General features: G+C 48.3%; 17 protein-coding genes. 11 read left to right on the top strand and 6 right to left on the bottom strand.

The window, feature by feature from the left end:
- Positions 1-14 precede the first annotated feature (14 nt).
- Entirely contained in the window at positions 15-2,324 is a 2,310-nt protein-coding gene (locus A8O23_RS14590; protein WP_239693416.1) for a TonB-dependent receptor, read from the bottom strand.
- Positions 2,325-2,711: 387 nt separating this feature from the next.
- Here A8O23_RS14590 and A8O23_RS14585 point away from each other — a divergent pair, with 387 nt between their 5' ends.
- Complete coding sequence (locus tag A8O23_RS14585; protein ID WP_066622499.1) at positions 2,712-3,428, top strand: head GIN domain-containing protein; 717 nt, start codon at positions 2,712-2,714, stop codon at positions 3,426-3,428.
- A 209-nt stretch (positions 3,429-3,637) separates the two neighbouring features.
- Entirely contained in the window at positions 3,638-4,639 is a 1,002-nt protein-coding gene (locus A8O23_RS14580; RefSeq protein ID WP_066622496.1) for a hypothetical protein, read from the top strand.
- Positions 4,640-4,900: 261 nt separating this feature from the next.
- On the opposite strand, the gene A8O23_RS14575 is transcribed toward A8O23_RS14580, so the two are convergent.
- From A8O23_RS14575 to A8O23_RS14565, 3 genes are all read right to left on the bottom strand, one after another.
- The gene (locus A8O23_RS14575) at positions 4,901-7,219 is read right to left on the bottom strand and encodes a patatin-like phospholipase family protein (RefSeq protein ID WP_066622494.1); all 2,319 of its coding nucleotides are present in this window, start codon (positions 7,217-7,219) and stop codon (positions 4,901-4,903) included.
- A 299-nt stretch (positions 7,220-7,518) separates the two neighbouring features.
- The gene (locus A8O23_RS14570) at positions 7,519-8,814 is read right to left on the bottom strand and encodes an HTTM domain-containing protein (protein WP_239693415.1); all 1,296 of its coding nucleotides are present in this window, start codon (positions 8,812-8,814) and stop codon (positions 7,519-7,521) included.
- A gap of 230 nt (positions 8,815-9,044) precedes the next feature.
- On the bottom strand, positions 9,045-10,421 hold the full coding sequence (locus tag A8O23_RS14565) for a M20/M25/M40 family metallo-hydrolase (RefSeq protein WP_066622490.1): 1,377 nt from the start codon (positions 10,419-10,421) through the stop codon (positions 9,045-9,047).
- A gap of 238 nt (positions 10,422-10,659) precedes the next feature.
- On the opposite strand from A8O23_RS14565, the gene A8O23_RS14560 reads away from it, so the two are divergent.
- A complete protein-coding gene (locus A8O23_RS14560) occupies positions 10,660-12,084 on the top strand; it encodes a Glu/Leu/Phe/Val family dehydrogenase (protein ID WP_066622488.1) in 1,425 nt (474 codons plus the stop codon).
- A 114-nt stretch (positions 12,085-12,198) separates the two neighbouring features.
- Here the strand turns inward: A8O23_RS14560 and A8O23_RS14555 are convergent, their stop codons facing one another.
- Positions 12,199-12,414, bottom strand: a complete 216-nt coding sequence (locus A8O23_RS14555) for a hypothetical protein (RefSeq protein WP_066622486.1) — start codon at positions 12,412-12,414, stop codon at positions 12,199-12,201.
- 257 nt (positions 12,415-12,671) lie between these two features.
- Here A8O23_RS14555 and A8O23_RS14550 point away from each other — a divergent pair, with 257 nt between their 5' ends.
- The 6 genes from A8O23_RS14550 to cls all read left to right on the top strand — a co-directional run bounded on the left by A8O23_RS14550 (position 12,672) and on the right by cls (position 19,463).
- On the top strand, positions 12,672-13,190 hold the full coding sequence (locus A8O23_RS14550) for an RNA polymerase sigma factor (protein ID WP_066622484.1): 519 nt from the start codon (positions 12,672-12,674) through the stop codon (positions 13,188-13,190).
- Positions 13,174-13,812, top strand: coding sequence for a hypothetical protein (locus A8O23_RS14545; RefSeq protein WP_153042218.1), 639 nt, complete (start codon positions 13,174-13,176; stop codon positions 13,810-13,812). The genes A8O23_RS14550 and A8O23_RS14545 overlap by 17 nt, the downstream gene beginning before the upstream one ends.
- A 532-nt stretch (positions 13,813-14,344) precedes the next feature.
- Positions 14,345-15,832, top strand: a complete 1,488-nt coding sequence (locus tag A8O23_RS14540; protein WP_066622481.1) for a DUF5687 family protein — start codon at positions 14,345-14,347, stop codon at positions 15,830-15,832.
- Between the two features lie 82 nt (positions 15,833-15,914).
- Positions 15,915-16,607: an ABC transporter ATP-binding protein gene (locus A8O23_RS14535; protein WP_066622480.1), complete on the top strand. Its 693-nt coding sequence runs from the start codon at positions 15,915-15,917 to the stop codon at positions 16,605-16,607.
- A 171-nt stretch (positions 16,608-16,778) separates the two neighbouring features.
- On the top strand, positions 16,779-17,837 hold the full coding sequence (locus A8O23_RS14530; RefSeq protein ID WP_066622479.1) for a metal-dependent hydrolase: 1,059 nt from the start codon (positions 16,779-16,781) through the stop codon (positions 17,835-17,837).
- Positions 17,838-17,981: 144 nt separating this feature from the next.
- The gene (gene cls / locus A8O23_RS14525; protein ID WP_204377703.1) at positions 17,982-19,463 is read left to right on the top strand and encodes a cardiolipin synthase; all 1,482 of its coding nucleotides are present in this window, start codon (positions 17,982-17,984) and stop codon (positions 19,461-19,463) included.
- Between the two features lie 46 nt (positions 19,464-19,509).
- On the opposite strand, the gene A8O23_RS14520 is transcribed toward cls, so the two are convergent.
- Positions 19,510-20,085, bottom strand: coding sequence for an acyl-CoA thioesterase (locus A8O23_RS14520; RefSeq protein ID WP_066622478.1), 576 nt, complete (start codon positions 20,083-20,085; stop codon positions 19,510-19,512).
- 178 nt (positions 20,086-20,263) lie between these two features.
- Between A8O23_RS14520 and A8O23_RS14515 the strand changes: the two genes are divergently transcribed.
- Positions 20,264-22,741 (top strand): glycoside hydrolase family 95 protein, encoded by a 2,478-nt coding sequence (locus A8O23_RS14515; protein ID WP_066622476.1) that lies wholly within the window; start codon positions 20,264-20,266, stop codon positions 22,739-22,741.
- A 3-nt stretch (positions 22,742-22,744) separates the two neighbouring features.
- Entirely contained in the window at positions 22,745-23,578 is an 834-nt protein-coding gene (locus A8O23_RS14510; protein ID WP_066622474.1) for an amidohydrolase family protein, read from the top strand.
- Positions 23,579-23,982 lie beyond the last annotated feature (404 nt).

Below are 23,982 nucleotides of genomic sequence, written 5' to 3'. Positions count from 1 at the left end.
CTGATGCTGAATCTTTAGAAATTGAAGTTGTAAGTAAGGGCCGGAATTATGCCGAACAGGTAGGTTTTCACGGCTTCGGTTTTCTCCGGATGGTCTTCATTCTCTCTAAAGGAGATAGAGAAGGCGTTTTTGCGGCTGTAGGCGTTGTAAATAGACAGGCTCCAGCTGCTGTCATACTTTTTGCCGGTGAGGCTGCGCGGACGGTCATAGGTCACGGCCAAGTCTAACCGGTGGTATGCAGGTAACCGGAAACCATTTTTGGAAGAATAAACAGGGTAGGTATGCCCTTCATACTCAAAACGACCTACCGGCATAGTAATGGCTCCGCCGGTAGCGTACACCCAATTGGCGCCAATGCTCCACTTCTCGTTTAGTTGGTACGTGCTTACCAAATTAACCGAGTGCCTACGGTCATAGCGGGTAGGGAAAGCTTTTCCGCCGTTCAATTCAGGCACGGTGCGGTCGGTTTTGGACCACGTATAACTCACCCAGCCCGTAAAAACGCCTTTTTGCTTCCGGAACATGAACTCAGCGCCGTATGAGGTGCCTTTGCCGCGTAGCAGCACCGTATCAATGCGGCTGTTCAGGAAAACTTCAGAATTGTCTTTGTAGTCAATCTGGTTATCCATGTGCTTGTAGTACACTTCGGCAGAGGCTTCATAGGTATTGTCTTGGAAGTTGCGGAAGTAGCCGGCCGCTACCTGGTCGGCAATTTGGGGCTTGATGTAATGGATGCTGGGTACCCACACGTCAAAAGGCAAAGAGGCGGTTGAGTTAGACAGCAGGTGCAGGTACTGGCGCATGCGGTTGTATGAAGCTTTAAGGGCGCTGCTTTCGGTCAGTTCGTATTTAGCTGAAAAGCGAGGCTCAAACCCTGAATATTGTTGAATCACTTCCATGGCACCGTACTCTTTGCTGCCTGTTTTGGTGAAACCATCTTCGGCGTATTCATAAATGGTGCCTTTGCCCACTGTGGCGAAATAAGAGAAGCGCAAGCCGTACTCTACTGTGAACTGCTGCGACAGCTGATACTCATGGCTCAGGTAAGCAGCTCCTTCTACGGCGTTTGTTCCGTCTAATTTAATCTCGTTGAAATAAGACTGCGGCCCTGGTTTTACTTTACCAGGCTGAAACTTGTGGAAGGTTCCGGCTACTCCAAACTTGAGCTGGTGCTGCGGGTTCAGGTAAAAAGTGTAGTCGTTTTTGAGGCCGTAGTCTATAATGTGCGAGGTCCAGGTGAACTCGGTAGACTTCTCTTTTGAACCCAAGGAGTAATCAAAATCTGAGAAGATAAGGGTGGTGTTGGTGAAAAGTTTGTCGTTGAAAAGATGGTTCCAGCGTAAAGTGCCGGTAGCGTTTCCCCAGTTAAAGGCGCCAGAGTTGTTACCCGCCACATCACGGCCAAAGTAGCCGCTCACGAACAAGCGGTCTTTAGGGCCTAGCGTGTAGTTAGCCTTCAGGTTGAGGTCATAAAAGTACAGACGGTTGTTTTTGATGCCTTCATCTGAGCTCAGCTTAAAGAAGATATCAGCGTACGTTCTGCGGCCCGATACCATGAAGGAGCCTTTGTCTTTCACAATGGGGGCTTCCAGAGTTAGTCGGCTGCTCAGCGTGCCAATTCCGCCGCTGGCGGCAAAGCGTTTGCTGTTGCCTTCTTTCATTCTAATGTCTAGCAAGGAAGAAAGCCGACCGCCATGCTCAGCCGGTATTCCGCCTTTATACAACTGCACGTCTTTGATAGCATCAGCGTTGAAAACTGAGAAAAAGCCCATCAAGTGCGAAGCATTGTACACGGGCGCCTCATCTAATAAAATTAAGTTCTGGTCTACGCCGCCGCCGCGTACGTAAAAGCCGCTGGTGCCCTCGCCGGCAGTCTGCACGCCCGGTGTCATCTGAATAGCTTTAATCACGTCTACCTCGCCCATAAGCGCAGGCATTTTCTTCAGTTCGGTTACCTGCATTTTCATGGTGCTCATGGCCATGCTCCGCACGTTTTCGTCTTTCTTCTCGGTGTTGGTAATGACCACTTCCTGCAGCTTTGTATGATCTTCTTGCAGCTCAATGTTTAGCTTTTGAGCCGAAGTGAGTTGTATAGTTTGGGAATAAGTGGCATAGCCTAAATAGCTGACCACTACAGTATAGGTTCCTTGTGCCAAGGTGAGCGAGAAAAAGCCGTACTCATTTGTAGCGGCTCCTGTGCCAGACAGTTCTCTTACGCTCACAGTAGCTCCAATCAAACCCTCGCCAGAGGCTTTGTCTTTTACATACCCACTTAAGGTTATTTTTTGCTGTGCCTTCGCGGGGAAGGAAAGTAGCAATGCCATTAGGCAGCTGAAGAAGAGCATCATGCTTCGCTTCAAGAGATGGAATTTTAGGACAGGTCTCATATATTTTTGAATCATTTTCCGAATTATTGAGAGCAAACCTAGATAAAACCCCTATATAGTCTTTTGTAAATATGACGGACCGGTTGAAAACTTGACTGAAACAGGAAAAGCAACTACTGAACTGTTTTTTGTTTTTAAAATTTATTTAAAAGTAGAAGGTAAGTGAATAGAGCTCAAAGGGATTGGCTTGATATTCAAGAAGGTAAGCTGAAAATTGAGAGTATCTGAAGCTGGTGGCCATAGAAGAAGCAAATAAAAATGGCATTTGAAGCAACCATTCCCCTGGTGCAGCCATCTTTAGATTAAATAAAACTTGCTATTCCCATGAAAAACTTAAACATCCTCACTTTGCTGGCCTTTGTAGCCGTATTGGTATCGCTGTCTTCGTTCCGTACTACAGCACTGGCTCAAGAGGAAGCCAGAAATTTACCATCGTTCAATGGCATTGGATTGGCGTATCCGGCTCAAGTAATACTTCGTCAAGGAAACACGCAGAGTGTGCGCCTTGAAGGAGATGCGGAGCAGCTGGCTCAAATAGAGACCGAGGTAAAAGATGGCCAGCTGAACATTAGAAACAAAGAAAGAAACTGGAACAGAACCAGCAATAACAAAGAACGCGTGACCATTTACGTTACCGTACCTAGCATTGAGCGTTTGGCCGTGAGTGGTTCAGGCAGAATTAAAAGCGAAAGCACCTTTAAAGCCACTTCATTAGACTTAGCGGTGAGCGGCTCAGGCTCAATACAACTAACTGCTAATGTGGATAAAGTGTCCAGCCGTATTTCTGGCTCCGGCAGTATTGACCTGAAAGGATCAGGAAAACAGTCTACCGCAGCAGTTAGCGGCTCTGGCAGCGTACGTAGTTTTGATTTTAAAGCCGATGAAGCCAAAGTGAGCATAAGTGGCTCGGGCAAATGTGAAGTAAGCGCCAAGAATAACCTCAAGACCAGTATCAGCGGCAGTGGCAAAGTATACTATGCCGGCTCACCTACTGTAGACAGCCGTGTAAGCGGTAGCGGTTCTGTACAGAAACGCGGATAACATTCTATTTTTGGCCTTTTTTCCTAAAACATGCCGAAAACCGATAAATAAATATTTCAGAAGAGCCTGTGCCGCCGGTACAGGCTCTTTTATGTGTAGTTGTTAACACATCTAACACTGAGATGAAGAAAAGAAAATTGTTGTTTAGTAGGGGCAAGCCATGGAAAGTCTGTCAAATAGAAAAGACATTTACCCGCTTTCTCTTAGCTATGAAAACTTTCACCTTCCGTTGTCTGGCTTTTGCTTCTTTGGTACTGTTGGGTACCTCTTGTATGCACCAATATGTGCCAGACCATTCATATAACCGTTTGTCTGCCATTCCTACGCCTTTCCATCAAAATGAAGTGGAGGTATTTTTCCCGGGTGAGAAACCTACTGATACAGCCTATGTTAAAATTGGCGTGCTGGAACATAAAGCCGAAGGAGAAGTAGCCTACTCTACTTTACTGGAAAACTTAAAAGCTAAAGCGCAGGAGCAGGGCATAGACGCTATCTTGCTGTTGGGGAAAAACCAGAGCACCCGTATCAAAACCGACGAAACACTGGGCGAAATACTTACAGAAATACTTTTCAACACTGAAATTGAAGACAATTATTATTCGGTCACCACACATGAGTTAGCCGCTGTAGGCATAAAATACAAGCGAAACCTACAATACTTACCAGGTTACGTGCAGGCGAAGAGCATCTATGCCCTGGAAGGCGGTAAAGAAGAACTTGTAGCCACGGTGCGTTTAAATCACCAGGGCATGCCTGCCAATGTCACTCCCACCTCAAGCAGCAATGAAATCACCTACAACTATTATGTGCAGCCGTACGATGTAGATTTTTTGCTGCGCAGTGAGGGATCCGAATGGCGGTACAGCACCAAAAGTGGCCAGATAAAAACCCGGAAGCAAATGAGTGGCAACGGAACGGGTCCGGCTTTGAAAGTGAAGATCACTTATAATGCACAAAACCAACCGACTGTGTTAGAATTGATTTATCCTGGTACTACAACCTCCAAGACTATTCAGCTAACATACAGAGGCAACCAAATTGCAGAAAAGTTAATTTTAATGGAGCAGCAGCTGTACCTAAAAGAGATAAATCAATTTTCTACAGAAGGTAAATTACTCAGTACCACGCATTACAAAATGGTCGACGGGCAGGAGCAGCCTTTCCTGAAAACAGTGTATGAATATTACGGAACTATAAGTTTGCAGCAATAAACAAGAATTCTTCAATAGAAGACTTAAGTCTGTTTTGAAGCTGATTTTTGAAAAATAGCCTTATAATGCATATACTTTTTCCACAGAAAGTATATGTGGAAAGCTAAGCTCTACAAACGAAGCGATATTCTATAATGGAAGAGGTCTACGTGCACGATTCACGTCTTGCCTAAACAGGTTAGATCTTCAGAAATGTAGCTTTTCGTTAGAAACAAACCCGCGGAGTTAATCACATAATAGTGTCACGAACGTTGATGAAGGTTACTCTAGAGTACGGGGCCTGAAAATGAGGAAACCTACGTGGCCAAAGACAGACCAGCGGTTAGTGGGATTGTCATAATGTATAAAGTGGAGGGCAGCCGGGCCAATAGGTAATTGAAAGACAAATCCGGTGCTGGCGGTAAGGTAAGGTCTTGAAAACCCTTTGCTTCTGACTGCTTTTTGCAGCAGATCCTCTTGTAGGCGCTGGTGCATGATATGTGTATACACTTCGGTGCGCCATTCAAACTTGTTCCAGAACGTAAGCGAGTAGTTGAGACCTATTGCTCCGTACCGGTTAGCTCGGTAATTCTCCAAGAAAATAGTGCGTGAATCAGGTAATGGGCTAAAGGCCGGCGCACTGATTAAGGAAGACTGAAAATTGGAGAACAGACCCTGTGTACTTATCACGCCTTTTATAAAATAGCCCCAACTGCTCTTCTGGTTGGCAAGCGGGTAAAATCCTTCATACGTAGCCGAAAACTGTAGCCATTTGTGCTCATTGGTGTTCGCCTCTGTGGTGATGGAAGTAGAGCCGGGTCGGTAAAGCTCAGAAGCAGTGACAGCCCTTACTCCTAATACAGCCCGATGGCCTTTGGTGGAGTACATTTTCCGGTTCAAAGAGTTTCGCTCAAACCTAAGGGCGGCTGTGTAGCCGTCATAATCGGTTTCGTCCAGCACATCGTCAGTAGAAACGTTTTCTGAGTTGGCGTACATGTCTTCGTTAGAGAACCAAGCCCCATCCAGAACAAAACGGCTTCTGAAGTTGTGGCTGAAACCTGCCTGCAAGCCTACTTTAAAGTTTCGGAGTCTTAACTGCGTGCTGGTAGCGTCACGGTCCAGAAAACCGTTTGCATCTTGGTAGTTCATAGAATGGTACAGCACCGAGGGCTCAAGATAAAAGGGGATGAACGCAGGTATATTCACCCTGAAACTAAAGGAGCCTGCGGGGTTAAATCTAGAGATATTTCCGTTAGCCCCTATTGTGTACAGCAAGCGGTTCAGGTATCTGAATTCTAGCCCCACATATAAGTTATCCACAGGTCGGGTGCTGAAAACAGCGCCTACCTCAGCGGTAACGTTATTACTCTGGCGGGCATCAATGCTCAGTTCATAGCCTTTAGAGGTGCTGTCATAGTGAATACGCGGATAAATTCCCCTGAAGAAGTCGTTGGCGGCTAAGCGGTAGTATCCTTCTTCAATGTCATCAATAGTATAGTAACGGCCGATTTTCCGGAAGAATTTGCGTGTATACTCGTTTTGGTTTTCCTCTAACCCATGCACCTCAACGTTGCTGAACCGAGGTTTAGGCGCTCTGCTTTGGAATTGGTGCCTGCGTTGGATTAAGGCCACCGTATCTACTTCTCTCTCAATACGCTGCTTCATAAGAGGCAACTTCTCTTGGGCGGCTTTCACGCCAATGTCAATCAGTTCCTGCACACGGGCAAAGTCTGTGGTTCCGAAGCCTTCTAAATTAGGCTGAATAAGAATGCTTTTACTACCCAAGGCTGTTGTGTCGGCTACATCCAACGCCAGAAATATGAGGGCGCTGTTCAACAGTTCGTCGTCCTTTTCATGTGGATATTTTTTGTAGGAGACGTCGCCCACGTTCACACCAATGATGATGTCGGGTTTGAATTCAGAGCGCATGACATCGGCGGGGAAATTGTTGAAAACGCCTCCGTCAAACAAGTAGCGCCCATCAGCCTGTCTTATTGGCCTGAATGCCAACGGAACGGCCATGGAATTACGAACGGCATCGGCTAAAGAGCCTTTTTCCTGTACTACCTGCTGGCGGGTAAAGATTTCGGCGGCCAAACTCCTGAAAGGCACAAACAGCTTATCAAAGTCATAGTTGGCAATGGCGCTTCCGGCGGCAAGGCGGGTGGCCAGGGCGTAATTCAGGTTAACATCATTCACCAGACCGCTGGTGGCTTGCACCTTTAAGCTTGAATTAAGGTCTAAAGGTAGTCTAAGAGCGGCTGGCGAGGGGTCTAAGCTAAAATAATTGAATGCGTGCTCATCCATTTTCTTGCCTGTAGCCCAATGTTGAAAATGAGGTGACAGCACCAGCTCCTCAATTTCAGAGGGTGAGTACCCGGCTGCATACAAGGCACCTACGACTGAGCCCATGCTCGTACCCACTATGTAATCTATCGGGATTTGGTGTTGCTCCAGCACTTTCAGTACGCCCACATGTGCCAAGCCCTTGGCCCCGCCGCCACTTAGCACCAAACCCACCTTCTGGGCAGTGGCAGCAGTGGTAGTTATCCACAAAAGGCAGAAGAGGCAAATCCAGGTTTGGAAGCTCGGCGGATGCATGGTTTTTTATATGAATAATGTACAAGCCAGTAAGACGGTTTTTTTAGAGAGATGATAAGTTAAACCATTGACAATCATGATAAAACTTACACCAAAACCGGTATAAACCTATAGGTAAGATATGATTCATACTGCTAAGGCTAGAAAAGGTTGATGCCGCTGCTTAACTAACTTTCTGTTCTTCATAATGTTTAACCTCTGCCATTAATTTTAGCGGAGCTCTAGAACCTCTGTTTTAGGTCTATTTTTGCAAAAACTGACCTAAAACGCCTTCTGAGGGAAGAATGGCTTGTGGATAACTATTCTTCTTGCAGCGGTAATATCCATGGGGCAGGAGCAAAGTAGGGCCACGGTGTACAGGCCAGGTTGGCGGTAGTATCTATCAGGTATTGTGGCGGTCTACCGTTCAGGCTCACTTTGCTGTGGGCATATACTTCTACTTCTTTATAGCCTTTGGCGCGGTACTGTTGCGCCAGATACTGACTGAATTGCCAGATAAGGTCTGGGTGTGTAGCCAAAGATCGCTGCTGTTTATACGTCAGGTGCGTGGAAGGCGATTCCCAAAAAGTCTTTTCGTCTGCTATAACTTTAAACTGGGCAAAACCAGATTTAGAACGTAACATCATGTGCCAGCTCATGCGGTGACCTTCCTCGGTCCAGTTGGCATTTCCGGGGTAGAAAAAAGGGCGCAATGGCAGCACTATTTGTAGAAGGAAGTGCAATCCCAACACAGCTAAGATAAATTTGCTCTGTGGATAAGTTTGCCCATGTTGTGCCTCAAGTGCGTCTACAGGGTGTTTTGAACGAAGAAATACCTGCCTGATAGTTTCTGGGGGAAAGAAGAAAAGACAAAGCCCCAGCGCCAGATAAGGGAAAATACCAATGTGGAAAACTGCCGAGTTAAAGCCATGGAAAAAGATAGCTACCGCAAAGGCGAATAGTCTGGTGCGTCTCCACAGCAGCAGCGGCGTGATGAGCAAATCAAACGCAATGCCGCCGTACACCACCAGCCACTGAAACCACTTTTGCGCCAGCAACGGGCCAATCACATAGAAATGGCTTTTAGCCGTAAACCAAATTCCCACCGGAAGCCCCGCCAACCAATCTGCGGAGATTTTAGCCAGTGCCGCGTAGGTGTACACAATTCCCATCTGCACCACAAAAATGAAGAGGCACCAGCGTGGGCAGGTAGTGGCGCGTAGGTTAGAATTTCTTTTGGCGTCAACGGAGGCATAAGCGTTAGCGGGCACCAACACCATCAGGAAACACAGCACCAGCAGCAGGTAATAGTGGTTGTTGTAGCTGGCTTTCTGCATTAAATAACTGCCCCACCACAGCAAGGTGAACAGCCCCAAGCTTACACGATAATATAGCCCCACCATGACCAGAAGGCCCAGAAGCGCCATTAAAGCGTAATAGTAGTACATGCCGTTGCCAGGCAGCGGCTGCAGCCACTCAAACCCAATAAACGGCAACTGTACGGTAGGCTCTATAAGGTTTTTCTTTACCCAACCTGTGGCAATGGCTCCGGCAGTCTCCAAGAACAGCATCAACCCAAACAGCCACCGGAAGACGATCAGCGGGGCGTTATCCACAGGTTGGAAGAGCCAGTCTATAACATTAGCCTTTGGTAAACGAAAAGCAGATTCAGCCATAGTGAATAGGAGCAGAGGTGTTTTCTGTTCTTTACTGTCACGGCAAGTTGTGGAAAAGAACTGAAAATATGGCAAGCTTGGCTAAATGGGGTTTCACAAAAATAGCCCGGCCGATGCAGCGGCCGGGCTATTTTAAAGCTATTTTTGAAAAACTAGCTCAAAAACGAGATTTACCTTACCGGTCTTGGCACTACCGGCAGGCTCTCATGGCCTTCGGCGTCTACGGCTTGTACGGCAAAGAAATAATTGTCTTTAGAATAAGGCAGAGTAACAGTGGTGCCTTCCACATAAATCTTTTTCTCCCACATAGGAGCTGATGTCTCGCGCATGAGCAAATAGTAGCCAGCTGGCTTTTCCCCTTTGGTAGGGGCATTCCACTTCAGCTCGGTTTTGTTCGTGAGGTTGCTAATGACCACGCCAACTTCCTCTGGTGCGTAAGGAGCCATGGCTAAGTTGGCAAGCGTGGCCAAATTTAGAGTGGTGTTCTTGCGGAGGTATTCAAAGTCTACGTGCTCCGGGAAGTCGCCGTAGGTAATGCCGTTTTCGGTGCGTACGTCTTGGTGTTGGTACCGGTAGTTCTCGTTCATTTCGCACACGCGTACCGCGGTAAAGCCGGCCTGACTGAAAGGGGTGTGGTCACCGCCACGCAGGAAGCGGTCGGTGCGGTAGTTCAGTACTACCTCTAGCTGTGGCACGTAGCGAGTAGCCATTTCTTTCATGTAGCGGGCTAATTGGCGGCTCCGGCTGTCGTTTTCGCCACCAATGCTTTTTCTGAGGGAGGCCATTTCAGGAGTTTCATGGGCAGGTACACCTTCAGAGAATATACGCACGCGGGTGTTGTCGTTCAGGTTGGTTTCGTCTGAAAATGAGTTGCCAATCATGTCGTTGTTAATCATGGCCACCAGGTTCCAGTTTTCTTTTTTGGCGCGTTCGGCTAAGTGCTTTGCTCCGTATAGTCCTTGCTCTTCGCCCTGCACGCACACAAAAATAATGGTAGCCGGAAAAGGCTGTTTGGCCATCACGCGGGCCAATTCTATCACGGCGGCGGTGCCGGAGCCGTCGTCGTTAGCACCGGGTGCTTTGCCTTTGGCATCCATGATATCAGTATTGCGGCTGTCTATGTGGCCGCTTACTATAAATACACGGTCATCGTTGGGGTCGGTGCCTTTTAACGTAGCCATTACATTGGCCATTTCCACATCCTGCGGAATGCGGCGGCCATCGGCTTTCACCACGTATTTGTCTTGGGTAACAGTCATGCGCCCGCCTGAGGTGGCGGCGGCTTTCTCCAGCTCGGCCTGCGCCCAGTTGCGGGCGGCGCCTATGCCTTTCTTTTTGTCTTTGGTAGTGCTGAGCGAGTGGCGGGTTTCAAAGCTAACCAACCCGCGGACCAGCCTTTCCAGTTCCTGGGAACTTACCTGCTCGGTTAGTTTCTGAATGGTAGGGTCGGCTTTTACAATGGTTTGGGCTTGGGCAAACGGGTTTATCAGTAGCAGGCCTAGAGCGGCTGCCCCGGCTCGGGCTAAAGAACCAATAGTTGAGGTCATAAAAAACGGTTGTTTGTTAATCTATCCCGTAATTTCCGTAATATTCCGCAGAAAACCATTGCGGTTGCTCCAAGTTTCTTGTTAATGAAAGGCCGAATAGCTGTTTTTAAGCTAAATTTTAAAAAACAGAGCAAAAACATATTTCTAAAGATGTTCGTCGTGGAACATGAGCAAAAAGAGCAACGCAGGTAAGTAATAGTACGTTCTAATCAATTAACTACCAACCGCAGCAAAAACTATGAGTCAACTAATCTCGCCCGGCAGAGAGTTCTTGGACAGTGTCCATTACTACTTTGACCAGGCTGCCCAACACTCCAAGCTAGACGCAGGTATCATTTCGCAGATCAAGACCTGCAACAGTGTGTACAAGGTTAACTTCCCAGTTGAAATAGACGGCCACGTGACAGTGTTTGAAGGCATAAGAGCCCAGCACAGCCACCATAAACTGCCTACTAAAGGCGGTATACGGTACAGCATGCACGTAGACGAAGATGAAGTAGTGGCACTAGCTACGCTGATGACGTTTAAATGCGCGGTGGTAGACGTGCCTTTTGGCGGCGCCAAGGGCGGGGTGAAGGTAAACCCAAGAACCTCGTCACCGGAGTTGCTGGAGAAAGTTACCCGCCGTTTCGCCAGTGAGCTCATCAAGAAAAACCTGATTGGCCCCGCTATGGACGTGCCCGCGCCTGACTACGGAACCGGTAGCCGCGAAATGGCGTGGATAGCCGATACCTACCATACGTTCAAATATGGGGAAACCAATGCTTTGGGCTGCGTAACTGGTAAGCCAGTAGGGCAGGGCGGCATCAGAGGGCGGACTGAGGCAACAGGCTTAGGAGTATTCTACGGTATTCGCGAAGCGCTGAATGACTCTGAGGTGATTAAACCGTTGGGCATGACAGCAGGTGTGGCTGGCAAGCGCATCATTATACAGGGTCTAGGAAACGTGGGTTATCATTCTGGCCATTTCTTACAATTAGACGGTGCCATCATAACCGGTATAGCTGAGCGTGAGGGAGCTATTTTCAACCCAGACGGCCTAGATATTGAAGATGTATTCAAATACCGCTCTGAAAACGGAACATTGTTGGGCTACAAAGGCTGCGTGTTCTTAGAAAACTCAGTAGAGGTGCTGGAGCATGAATGCGATGTACTATTACCGGCCGCTCTGGAAAACCAGATTCACAAAGACAACGCGCCGCGCATAAAAGCCAAAATAATTGCTGAAGGTGCCAACGGACCTATCACGCAAGAGGCCGAGCGTATTCTGCTGGAAAGAGGCATCATCGTTATTCCGGACCTTTACCTGAACGCGGGTGGGGTAACGGTTTCTTACTTTGAGTGGTTGAAAAACCTATCAAACGTGCGCTTCGGGCGAATGGGGAAAAGAGCCGAGGAGGCTAGCCTTAAACGTTTGGTAAGCACTATTGAGCAAACTACCGGCAAGACGCTGTCAAATGAAGAAAAGCAGCTCATTGTACACGGTGCCGATGAAAAGGCCTTGGTGTACTCTGGCTTGGAAGACACCATGATTACCGCTTACCACGAGATCAGAGAGGTAACACGTCAGGTAAAGTCCATCACTGATTTGCGTACTGCCGGCTTCTACAGCGCCATCGAAAAAATTGGTGTGAGCTACCGTTCATTGGGTATTTTCCCGTGATTTAGGTGGTATTACTTGCCAGTTATCCACAGTAATAAAAGCCGTTTTTGCCCTCTTTTTGCAAAAACAGCCTTAAAACAGAAATCCCAGCTGACCATGGTTAGCTGGGATTTTTTATGTCAGAGGCAGATTGGTGGTCGCTACTTGTTGATTGTTAGTTGCTGATTGTTTTTTGTTGCTGATGGTTAATTGTTGGTTGTTAATTGATTTTAATTTAAAGATGCTGTTGGGAGTCTGATGACTGCCAACTTTGAATAATGGGTAGTCTCTGACTGCCCTCGCTGCGGCAGCAGCGAATACAGGCATTGCTTCTTTCTTAGTCTTTTGCATTGTTCATACTTCTTGTTGCGCTAGCAAGTGCAATTGGCGCAGACACTCGCAGGTCTGCAAGACACTGCGAGGTCATTTGAGTTAGCGTTTTAAGCTTAGTTTTTGAAAAACAGGTCAAAAAAGGAATTCCAGCTTCACATTAGTAACATCTGGTATTCCAATAACGAGCAACCAATAACGTTTAACGAATTTTCTTCCACAATTTGTAATTTCCAGCTCTGGCTCACTACTAATACCCTAAACCCTTTACCAAACCCGTGGAGAATTCGGCACTTCGCAAAGAATTTGTACAGCTTATAGCCCAGGACCAAGCCCTGATTCATAAGGTGTGCAGCATGTACTGCCGGGACCCCGAGGAACGGAAAGATTTATTTCAGGAGATAGTACTGCAACTTTGGAGGTCATATCCTTCGTTTAAGCACGAATCTAAAGTAAGCACCTGGATGTACAGGGTGGCTCTGAACACCGCCGTGTCAAGTTTCCGGAAAGACAGCCGCCGCCCCCATCACGGCTCCCTTTCTGAAATGGAGATAGATATTCCGGCTAGTCCGGACACGTCTGCCGAGTACGAACTGAAGATTAAGTACCTCTATGCGGCCATTGACCAACTCTCTCAGGTAGAGAAAGCCATTGTCATGCTGTATTTAGAGGAAAAAAGCTATGATGAAATGGCTGACATCATAGGAATAACCAAAACGAACGTAGGCGTGAAGCTGAACCGCATAAAAGCGAAATTGGAGAAGCTCTTAACCCCGGTGTATGATGAAATTAGATAGCCTCAAAGACGCATGGAAAGTGTACGCTGCCCAGACTGCTGCGGCACACCAGGTCACCGAGGACCAGATTTCCGGATTAATGAAGGTGCGAACTGAAAACGCAGTAACCAAGCTCAAGACCAACATATATTTTGAGTTAGGGGTGCAGCTGTTTACCGTACTGTTGTTTGGCGTAGGTGCTTTCTTCACAGAAAATGACCCAGTCTTTACCGGCATATGTGCTTTGGTGGTAGTGCTTTGCCTGCCTTTCCTGGCCTATTTCTGGATGCGCCTGATGTATCTAAAAGCACTGAACGTTTCTACTGCTAACCTGCGGGCTACTCTCCGCAACCTGATTGAAATGCTTTCAGGCTTAACCAGACTTTACTTCTGGACCAACATGTTACTAGCCCCTATTGGTCTGGTGGCGGGGCAGCTGGTGTATCTGAAACTAGCCAACGGCATCAACATTTCGCACCTGCCATGGGAGCAGATGTACCTGCGCCTAACCATAGGGTTTTTAATTGGAGCTGTGGTAGGGTATTTCTTCCTGAAGTGGTATATCCGCAAAATGTTCGGGAATCACTTACAATCACTTAGAAGCGCTTACTGCGAGCTAGAAAGCCTGGAGGCCGCAGCGTAATTAATTTCTAAGGCGGTTGGCACAGACGCTCGCAGGTCCTCCGGACGCTACGAGGCCCTTTGAGCCGGCGGTATTACTGTTGCGTGCCGTAAGAATCCCTCCTTTTTGGATACTGTAGAAAAAAAGCCCCTCTCTATGGCACGAAAGTTACTAAAGGAATTAATCTTATAGTTGTGCGTAGAGTTAGCAAAAGCGCTCTACGCACTGCCGGACAGCCAATCTCCCGATTGGCGTAAAGCTGTATTCCAGATGTACCTATAGTAGCTGCGGCTACTGGCACAGACACTAGCAGGTCTGAAAGACACTGCTAGGTCTTTTGAGCAGGCGTCAAAGCTGTTTTCTGTCTGATTTTTCAAAAACAGCCTGAAAATGTATCAGCCGGAAAAGTTTTACTTTCAAATTTAGGAGGGGCTGGTTAAAGAGCTTCTGACTTAAGTTTCCAAAGCCAAACAAAAAAATATAAATTACCTGTAACATTTCAGTATTTCTGAAGACTAACAGGGTACACCGCCTTTCTAACAAACAAACCAATATGATTCGTCTTTTACTCTCACATCAATGGAAAGAATCTAAACGCTCAAGTGTTTGGCAGAAGAACCTGGCCATTAATCTGGTGTTGGGTTTCCTGATGCTCATTTTGCTGCTGTATGTAGTACTGCTCGGCTTTTTCATGAGGGAGCTGATTGAAGCCATAAAGCCTGGTGCAGACCCAATAGCGGCCGTTAACGCTGGTTTGCTATATTATTTCCTGTTAGACTTGGCCATGCGGTTCTTTTTGCAGGAACTGCCGGTGCTGAGTGTACAGCCGTATTTACATTTACCCATACGCAAAAGTAAACTGGTGAATTTCGTTCTCTGGAAGTCCATCACCAGCATATTCAACTTTTTGCCCCTGCTGCTGTTTATTCCGTTCGCGTTGAAAGAATTACCCGAGGTGTACGGCGTGGCGGGTGCATGGAGCTGGGTAGCAGGGCTGTTCCTACTGACATTGGTCAACAACTTTCTCACGCTCTACTTCAAACGGCTAATGGTGGAAAAGCCTTTGCTTTCCTATGGTTTTCTGTTGCTGGTTATTGCCCTGGCTACCGCCGATTATCTTGGGTATATCTCCGTTGGTAAGGTTTCCGGGGTTTTCTTCAACGCCTTAGGTGCCGCCCCAATATGGGTAATGGTGCCACTGGCGCTGCTGGCGGTGGTGTATTATATGAACTTTCAATTCTTAATAGCCCACACGTATCCGGAGGAAATGCGGGTGCGTCAAGCATCTAAAGTGGGGGACAATGCCGAAATAGGTTTCCTGCAGCGGTTTGGAGAATTGGGTACTTTAATTGGTTTAGAGCTGAAGCTGATTATGCGTCACAAGCGGCCTAAGTCTACTACCATGATGTCGGTTTTCTTTTTGGCGTACGGTTTCATCTTCTACGGGCAAGAAATTTACACCAACGGTTTTGCCATGCTTATATTCCCGGGCATTTTCATGACAGGATTTATGATGATGAGCTACGGTCAGTTTGTGCCGGGTTGGCAAAGCGCTCACTTTGATGCCCTGCTTACCAAGCGCCTGAGCCCTTACACCTTCTATCTGAGTAAATTCTGGATGTTCGTGCCCGCCTGCACCTTGGCTTACCTCATTACGTTGCTGTACGGCTTAATGCCTGAAATTGGCGGTAAGATTGTCGCTATTAATACGGCTTGCTTTCTGTACAATATTGGCATAAATACTTTTGTAGTGTTGTTCATGAGTACCTACAACAAAAAGCGGATTGACTTGAGCAAAAGTGCCTCGTTTAACTGGCAAGGGGTAGGTGCCTCACAATTTATCATGATGCTGCCTACGCTTATTCTCCCCATCTTAATTTACCTGCCATTCGGGCTCATGGACCAACCTTGGTGGGGAATAGCGGCCATAGGTTTGTTGGGTGTACTTGGCTTTATTTTCCACAGACAGTTAATGGGAGTGGTGGTGCAGCGCTTCCAACGCGAGAAGTACAGAATAGCCGCTGGCTTTCGTCAGGCGTAGTTTTAATCTGAATGAATTGTTGATAACTAACAACTGCTAACTGCTAACTGTTTACTGATAACTGTTAACTGAACAAAACGATATGATAGAAGTACGTGAACTCCAAAAGAATTATAACGGCGTAACGGTAGTAGACATACCGGCATTGACCGTGCAGAAAGGTGAAACCATTGGTTTGGTGGGCAACAACGGAGCCGGAAAAACCACTTTCTTCCGGATGATTCTCGACCTCATTCGCCCGACCAGAGGCGAGGTGTTCAGCAAAGGCGAGAATGTAAGCTCCACCGAAGACTGGAAGCAGTATACCGGCTCTCATTTGGACGAAGGTTTTCTCATAGATTTTCTCACCCCAGAAGAGTACTTCAACTTCATAGGCAAACTCAATGGTCTGACCAGCGGCGATGTGCAGGCATTTATGGATAGGTTCCGTGACTTTTTCAACGGTGAAATTCTGGAGCAGCGCAAGTACATCAGAGATTTCTCTAAAGGAAACCAGAAGAAAGTAGGTGTGGCGGCCGCGGTGATGTCAGACCCTGAGCTGCTGATTCTGGATGAGCCGTTTGCGAACCTAGACCCAAGCTCACAAATTCGCCTCAAGAACCTGCTAAAAGACCTGAAACGCCAAGGCATGACCATGCTCATCTCTAGCCACGACCTAAGTCATGTCATAGAGGTCTGCGACCGCATAGTTCTGCTGGAAAAAGGCAAAGTGGTGGAAGACATGAAAACGTCAGAAACTACCCTGCAGCAGCTGGAAAACTATTTTACTGTGTAATTATCCACAGAATTGGGTGTGGATAACTGTTAGAAGTAATTTGCACCAACATTTATAAAAAAGGTAGCTGGCAAGCTGCTTTATACATGGCGTTTTTAAGCTGATTTTTGAAAATTAGCCTAAAAACGCCATTTTGCTTTTCATCAGTTCTAAAACAGAAGCCTCTCCTGTATGGATTCATTAACGCATGCTGCCTTAGGAGCCTGTTTAGGTGAAGTAATGCTGACCAGAAAGCTGGGGAAGCGGGCGTTGCTTTGGGGAGCAGTGGCGGCAAACATACCAGATATTGATGTGGTGGCTGCTCTCTGGCTGCCTCCTTACCAGAACCTGTTGGTGCATAGAGGCTTCACCCATTCGTTTCTGTTTGCTCTTCTGCTGGCGTTGGTGTTAGCTGTTTTGGCCGGTAAGTGGCAAAAAGAGCGCGAAATACACTGGAGCCATTTCTTTGCCTTCTTTCTGATTCAGTTTCTGACCCACGACCTGTTAGACACCTGCAACGCCTACGGCACAGGTTTGTTGGAGCCTTTCAGCCAGGAGCGTTTCACGTTTCACCTGCTGTACGTGGCTGACCCGCTTTTTACGTTGTGGCCGTGTCTGGGAGTGGCGGGTCTTCTGTTGCTCCGGCGTATTAATCCGGCGCGGGGGAGGTGGGTGCTGATAGGATTGGTGCCAGCGGTTTTTTATCTGGGCTATGCTGGCTTCAACAAGAATCATATTAAAACACACGTAACGGCTGCTCTCAAGCAAAAGCAGATTTCGGCCCAGCGTCTTTTTGTCACGCCCACACCGTTCAACAACTGGCTTTGGTACGCGGTGGCCGCCACTGATTCTGGGTATTACGTAAGCAACAGGTCCGTTTTTTGGCCAGCTGATTATCAAACGGATTTTCAGTTTTATCCAAAGCAGCAGCAGTTGTTAAACCCAGTTCAGAACCAGCAGGAAGTTCAGGAACTGAAAAATTTTGCCGAGGATGGCTTCTATACCGTGGAGCGCTGGGGCGGAGATACGCTGGTGTTTAACGTACTCCGGTTTGGGCAAATGGGCGGCTGGCAGAACACCAAAGCCAGATTCGCTTTCCATTATTTTCTGAGCCCGCCGGAGGCAGACAACAAATTAGTAATGCAACGCGGCCGCCTGAAGGGTTGGAGCTCTGAAACTATTCAGCGTATGCTGAAGTACATTTTTGTGGTGCCTAAACAGGAACATGAGCAGGAGCTAGAAAGTCAGTAGCGCCAAATTCTTCAACTAGCAGATGAAGCGGCTACTGTGCCTGTTTAAAAAAAGTCACAAAAAGAAAGCTAATGCGTTTCCATTGCAGGTTTAAGACCTAAACGCCATTTTTGCGGCAATTTTCACCTTCAGAAAAACTAACACGTGGCGGACCTGCTGGCAAATCTGGATAATATTGACTGGCTGCTCATCTGGAATATTGTCTATTTTCCGGTGCTGGCGGCGGTGTGCCTGCGCATTATCTATGATACCGGCTCTACCTCCAAAACATTAGCCTATCTGCTGCTGGCCATTTTTGTGCCTGTGCTGGGCATCATCACGTACTTCTCCTTCGGAATAAATTACAAGAAGCGGAAGCTCTACACCAAAAAGCTGCTAGACGATGAGGTGTTCCTGCGTGAACTAGAGGAGCGGGTGCATTCTTACACACAGGAAATGCTGGCGGCTCACAATGGCAGGGTAGAGCGGTACACCGAGCTGGTGAAATTGCTGTTGCATGATGGCCTAAGTCCCTTAACAGGCGGAAATCAGGTAAAGCTGCTGCAGAACGGCGAACAAAAGTTTCCGGAAGTGCTGGAGGCGTTGCGGCAGGCCAAAAACCATATTCACCTAGAGTACTACATCATAGATAACGATGTCATTGGCAACAGGCTGAAAGATGTTCTGATTCAGAAGGCGAAGGAAGGGGTGCAGGTGCGGTTTATTTACGACGACTACGGCAGCCGCTCCATCCGGCGAAAGTATGTGCAGGAACTGAGAGCTGCTGGGGTAGAAGCCTATCCTTTTCATAAAGTGCATTTCTGGTTGCTGGCCAACAGGCTAAACTACCGCAATCACCGCAAAATCATTATCATAGATGCCCAAACAGCTTTTGTGGGTGGCATGAACGTGGCTGACCGGTATATTAACAGCCGGAAGGACAGCAAAAAGCTTTTCTGGCGCGACACCCATCTGCGCATTGACGGCCCCGGTATTTATTACCTGCAGTACCTGTTCTTCTGCGACTGGAATTTTGCTTCGGGGCAGCAGCTACACCCGCATGAGAGCTATTTCCTGGGCAAACCGATAATGGATGAAAACACGCTGGTGCAGATTGCCGCCAGTGGTCCGGACTCGCCCATGCCTACCATTGTGTTCTCTTTCTTGCAGGCGTTCTATCTGGCGCAAAAAGAGATTCTCATCACAACGCCTTACTTTATTCCCGGCGAAAGTATTCTGCAGGCGCTCACGGTGGCGGCTTTGGGCGGGGTAAAAGTAAAGTTGCTGGTGCCCGGCATTGCCGATTCCGCCTTAGTGAACGCGGCGGCTTGGTCTTATTATGACGACATGCTCAACGCAGGGGTAGAGATTTACCTGTACCAAAAGGGCTTTATCCATTCAAAAACGGTGGTGATAGACAAAGCCGTGAGCATTATAGGCACCGCCAACATGGACAACCGCAGCTTCGAGCTGAACTTTGAGGTAAATGCCGTGGTGTATGATGATGCCGTTTCTGAGCAGCTACGCGATGATTTTTACCAAGACCTGCAGCACGCCAAAAAGATCAATTTGGAGGAATGGCGGCAACGGCCTCACCTAAAGCAGTTCTTCGAGAAGCTGGCCCGGCTGCTGTCGCCGTTGTTGTAGAACTTGCCTTTTAGGCCTATTTTTGAGAATTCAGCCTGAAAACAACCTACAGTTCAAACGCCACCTGACAACGTTGCCCCACCAAAGACGCTACATTCTGCCTTAGCTCCAGCTCAGTTTTAATGGCTTTGAATTCCTGCTCGTAGCGGGCTTTAATTTCTTTCCGCTGCTGGGCCTCCATAAACCGCCGCACATCATCGGGTGTTTCAAGAAGGAGACCAGGTACTTTGGCGGGTTTATCGTCTTCGCCTTTGGCCACCATGGTAAAGTAGGAGGTGTTCGTGTGCTTTACAGTTCGGGTCTTCACGTTTTCGGCAATCACCTTTATACCTACTAACAGAGAAGTGCGGCCTACGTAGTTAACTGAAGCCATTAAACTCACCAGTTCGCCCACTTCCACGGGCTGCAGAAAGTTTACGCCGTCTACCGTCACCGTCACGCAGTAGTTTCCCGCATGCTTGGCGGCACAGGCATAGGCTACTTTGTCCATGAGTGATAGCAAAATGCCCCCATGTATTTTGCCGCCAAAGTTGGCGTAGCTGGGAATCATGAGCTCAGTAAGCGTGGTGCGTGAGTAGGAGACAGGGCGGTAGAAATCTGGTTCTGGTATGGGTTGCTGCATGGCTGTTTTTACGCTGTTTTTCTAAAAGTAGGCCAAAAACAGGAAAACTGTCAAACATAAAATTAGAGAATGGTGTCATATTAGCCTCACCGTCAGAAGATCATGCAGTTGCGATTAATAGTACTTTTTGTTTTATTGTGCAAACGATTGCATTCAATAAACCTGTCTCCCCTGAATTATGGTAAAATCAATTTCGTCTTTTCTGCTTCTGTTGTTTTGGAGTCTTCTTTTGCCAGCCACTGCGCAGCCGCAACCCACAGCGCTGAAACTCTGGTACACCCAACCAGCCACTAACTGGAACGAGGCGTTGCCGCTGGGGAATGGTCGGTTAGGAGCCATGGTCTTTGGCGGCACGACACAGGAGCAACTGCAACTGAACGAGGAAACCGTTTGGGCGGGAGAACCGGGCAACAACATCAATACTGAACTCTATGGTGCTTTGCCCCAGATCCGGCAGCTGATATTTGCGGGGAAGTACAAGGAGGCGCAGGCTTTGGCGCTGGAGAAATTCCCAAGAAATCCGCCGCCAAATCTCAATTACGGAATGCCATACCAACCCGTGGGCGATCTACTGCTCCAGTTTCCGGGGCACGAGGGCGCCACAGACTACTACCGTGACCTTGACATTGAGCAGGCAGTGGCGTCAGTGACGTATAAAGTGAAAGGTACCACTTTTAGGCGCGAAATTTTTTCTTCTTTCCCAGATGAAGTGATTGTAATTCGTCTGACGGCCAGCAAACCGCGCAGCATTACCTGTACCCTCAGCGCCAACAGTCCGCATAAAAACTATAGCGTGGGCACCAAAGACAATCAACTGTTGCTTTCTGGGGTGTCTGGCGATAATGACAATAAGAAAGGGAAGGTAAGGTTTCAGGCGCTGGTGCAGCCTAAAGTGAAAGGCGGAAAAGTGTCGACTACGGGCAATACAGTGCAGATTATGGGGGCCGACGAGGCAGTGATTTATGTCTCTATAGGCACCAATTTCAAGAACTATAAAGACATCAGCGGCGATGAAAGTGCCAAAGCAGGGGCTTTTCTGGCAGCAGCGGTAAAGAAAGACTTTCAAAAAGCCAGAAAAGACCACGTCACCTACTACCAGAATTTCTTCAATAGGGTGTCGCTGGATTTGGGTACCACTGAGGCGGTGAAAAAGCCGACCAACGTGCGTCTGGCGGAGTTTGCCCAGGGTAATGACCCGCAACTGACGGCTTTGTACTTTCAGTTCGGGCGGTACCTGCTTATCTCCAGTTCGCAGCCCGGCACCCAGCCCGCCAACCTGCAGGGCATCTGGAACGACAAAGTAAAACCGTCCTGGGACAGCAAGTACACCGTGAACATCAACACCGAGATGAACTACTGGCCCGCTGAAGTCACAAACCTGCCTGAGATGCACGAGCCGCTCTTTAGTATGTTAAAAGATCTGGCGGAGACAGGGCAGGAGAGTGCCCAGAAAATATACGGCGCCAGCGGCTGGAACATGCACCACAACACCGACATCTGGCGGTTCACCGGACCTATAGACGGCGCTTTTTACGGCCTCTGGCCCATGGGCGGCGCTTGGCTCACGCAGCACCTCTGGCAGCACTACCTCTACACCGGCGACAAAGCTTTTTTAAAGGAATATTACCCTGTTCTGAAAGGGGCGGCCATGTTTTATATGGATGTGCTGCAAGAGGAGCCGGAAAACAAATGGCTGGTAGTGGCACCGTCTATGTCGCCGGAGAACAAACACCAGAGCGGCGTGTCTATTGCCGCGGGCACCACTATGGACAACCAACTGGTGTTCGATGTCTTCTCCAACGCCATAAAAGCTGCCGCGCTACTGGGTACTGATCAGGCCTTTGCCGATACATTACAGAAGATGCGCGACCGCCTGCCGCCCATGCAGATTGGGCAGCACGGGCAACTGCAGGAGTGGATGCACGATTGGGACAAAACCGGCGACAAACACCGCCATGTTTCGCACCTGTACGGGCTGTTCCCCAGCGACCAGATTTCACCGTTCACGCACCCGCAGCTCTTTCAGGCCGCCAGAAACTCGTTGGTGTACCGCGGCGACAAATCCACGGGCTGGTCTATGGGTTGGAAAGTAAATCTGTGGGCCCGCCTGCTTGATGGAAACCGTGCCTATAAGCTCATAGAAGATCAACTTACCCCCGCCAGTGTAGCGGAAAAAGGCGAAAGCGGCGGTACGTACCCCAATTTGTTCGATGCGCACCCGCCTTTCCAGATAGACGGTAACTTTGGCTGCACCACAGGCATTGCCGAAATGCTGCTGCAGAGCCACAACGAGGCATTGCACCTGTTGCCCGCCCTGCCGGATAAATGGAGCTCCGGCGAGGTGAAGGGCTTGGTAGCCAGAGGCGGTTTTATAATTGACATGCGCTGGGAGAACGGGAAAGTGAAAGCCCTGACTATTCAGTCAAAGTTAGGCGGCAACTGCCGCATTAGAGTGTCCAATACCTTAGCTTTGCAGAGGAAGGGCGAACTGAAAAAAGCGTCTGGCGATAACCCGAACGCTTTTTACCAAGCTCCCAACATCAAAGCCCCGCAGGTTTCTCCAAAGGCCAATCTGCCGGAAGTAGAGCTGCCCAACACGCAGTTGTTTGACCTGGAGACTAAGAGAGGGCAGGTGTATCACCTAAACGCTTTGTAGCACATGAGAATTGACGCGCACCAGCACTTCTGGCAGTTTAACCCTATAAGAGACAGCTGGGTCACCGATGACATGGCCATTATTCAGCGTGATTTCCTGCCTCAGGACCTGCAACCCCTGCTGCAGGAGCACGGGTTTGACGGGTGCGTTCTGGTGCAGACATCACAGCCGGAGCACGAGAACGAGATCCTGCTGGAGTGGGCTCAAGGGCACGATTTCATTAAAGGTGTGGTTGGCTGGGTAGATTTCTTCGCACCAGACATTGCTGAGCGGCTTGCGCACCTGAGCCAGTTCAAAAAGCTGAAAGGCTTCCGCTACGTGCTGCAAGGGGCCGAGAACAAGGAGCTGATGCTGAACCCCAATTTCAAAAAAGGAATTGCGCAGTTGCAGAAATTCAACTTCACGTATGACATTCTCATTTACCCTAATCAGCTTAGGCCTACCGCAGAACTAGTGGCCGAGTTCCCCGACCAGACATTTGTCATCAATCACTTGGCTAAACCAAATATGAAAGCCGGAGCAGAGGCATTCAAAGAATGGCAAAAGGACATGAAAGCCTTTGCCCCGCATGAGCAGGGGTTCTGCAAAGTGTCGGGGATGGTAACGCAAGCAGACTGGCAGAACTGGAAAAAAGAAGATTTCACCCCGTACCTGGACACTTTGATAGAGATATTCGGGCCGGAAAGGCTGATGTTCGGGTCAGACTGGCCTGTTTGTTTAGTAGCCGCCTCTTACGCCGAGACGCTGGGCATTGTGCAAGATTATTTCTCTTCTTTCAGCCAAGAGGAGCAAGGCTTAATCTTTGGAAGAAACGCAGCCGCTTTCTATAGATTATAGTTGATGCTTCGCAGATTCCTGTGGAGCATTACCTTTCGCCGTCCGCTGTTCGGAGTCCTCCGTAGGGCGACTCCGGATTTATAATGGAAATGGAGGACTCCGACTTCCTGCCTCCACGGAGCAAAAGCAGCTCCAGACATTGGCAGTTATTCCATAGGTAAGATTTTGCCACTTGGCCGGAACGGAGTTCCTACTGATTCATTTTCGGTTTGAAGTCACCCTACGGAAGACTTCAAACAGCAGAAGGCATCAATTACGCTTGCCAAACGCAGATTCCCCCTTTGAAGGGGGCGAAGGGGGGATGTTTACACCTGCCGGTCATGGCGTTCCCAATATTTTTAGTAACTGGTAGTTACAAAAAAAGGCAAGTGCAGCTGTCACCTATAAATTGTGTGAATGTTTTT

Source organism: Rufibacter roseus (assembly GCF_001647285.1).
Lineage (GTDB): Bacteria > Bacteroidota > Bacteroidia > Cytophagales > Hymenobacteraceae > Nibribacter > Nibribacter roseus.
The sequence above is the reverse complement of the archived record's forward strand: the minus strand, read 5'-3'. Positions and strand labels throughout refer to the sequence as shown.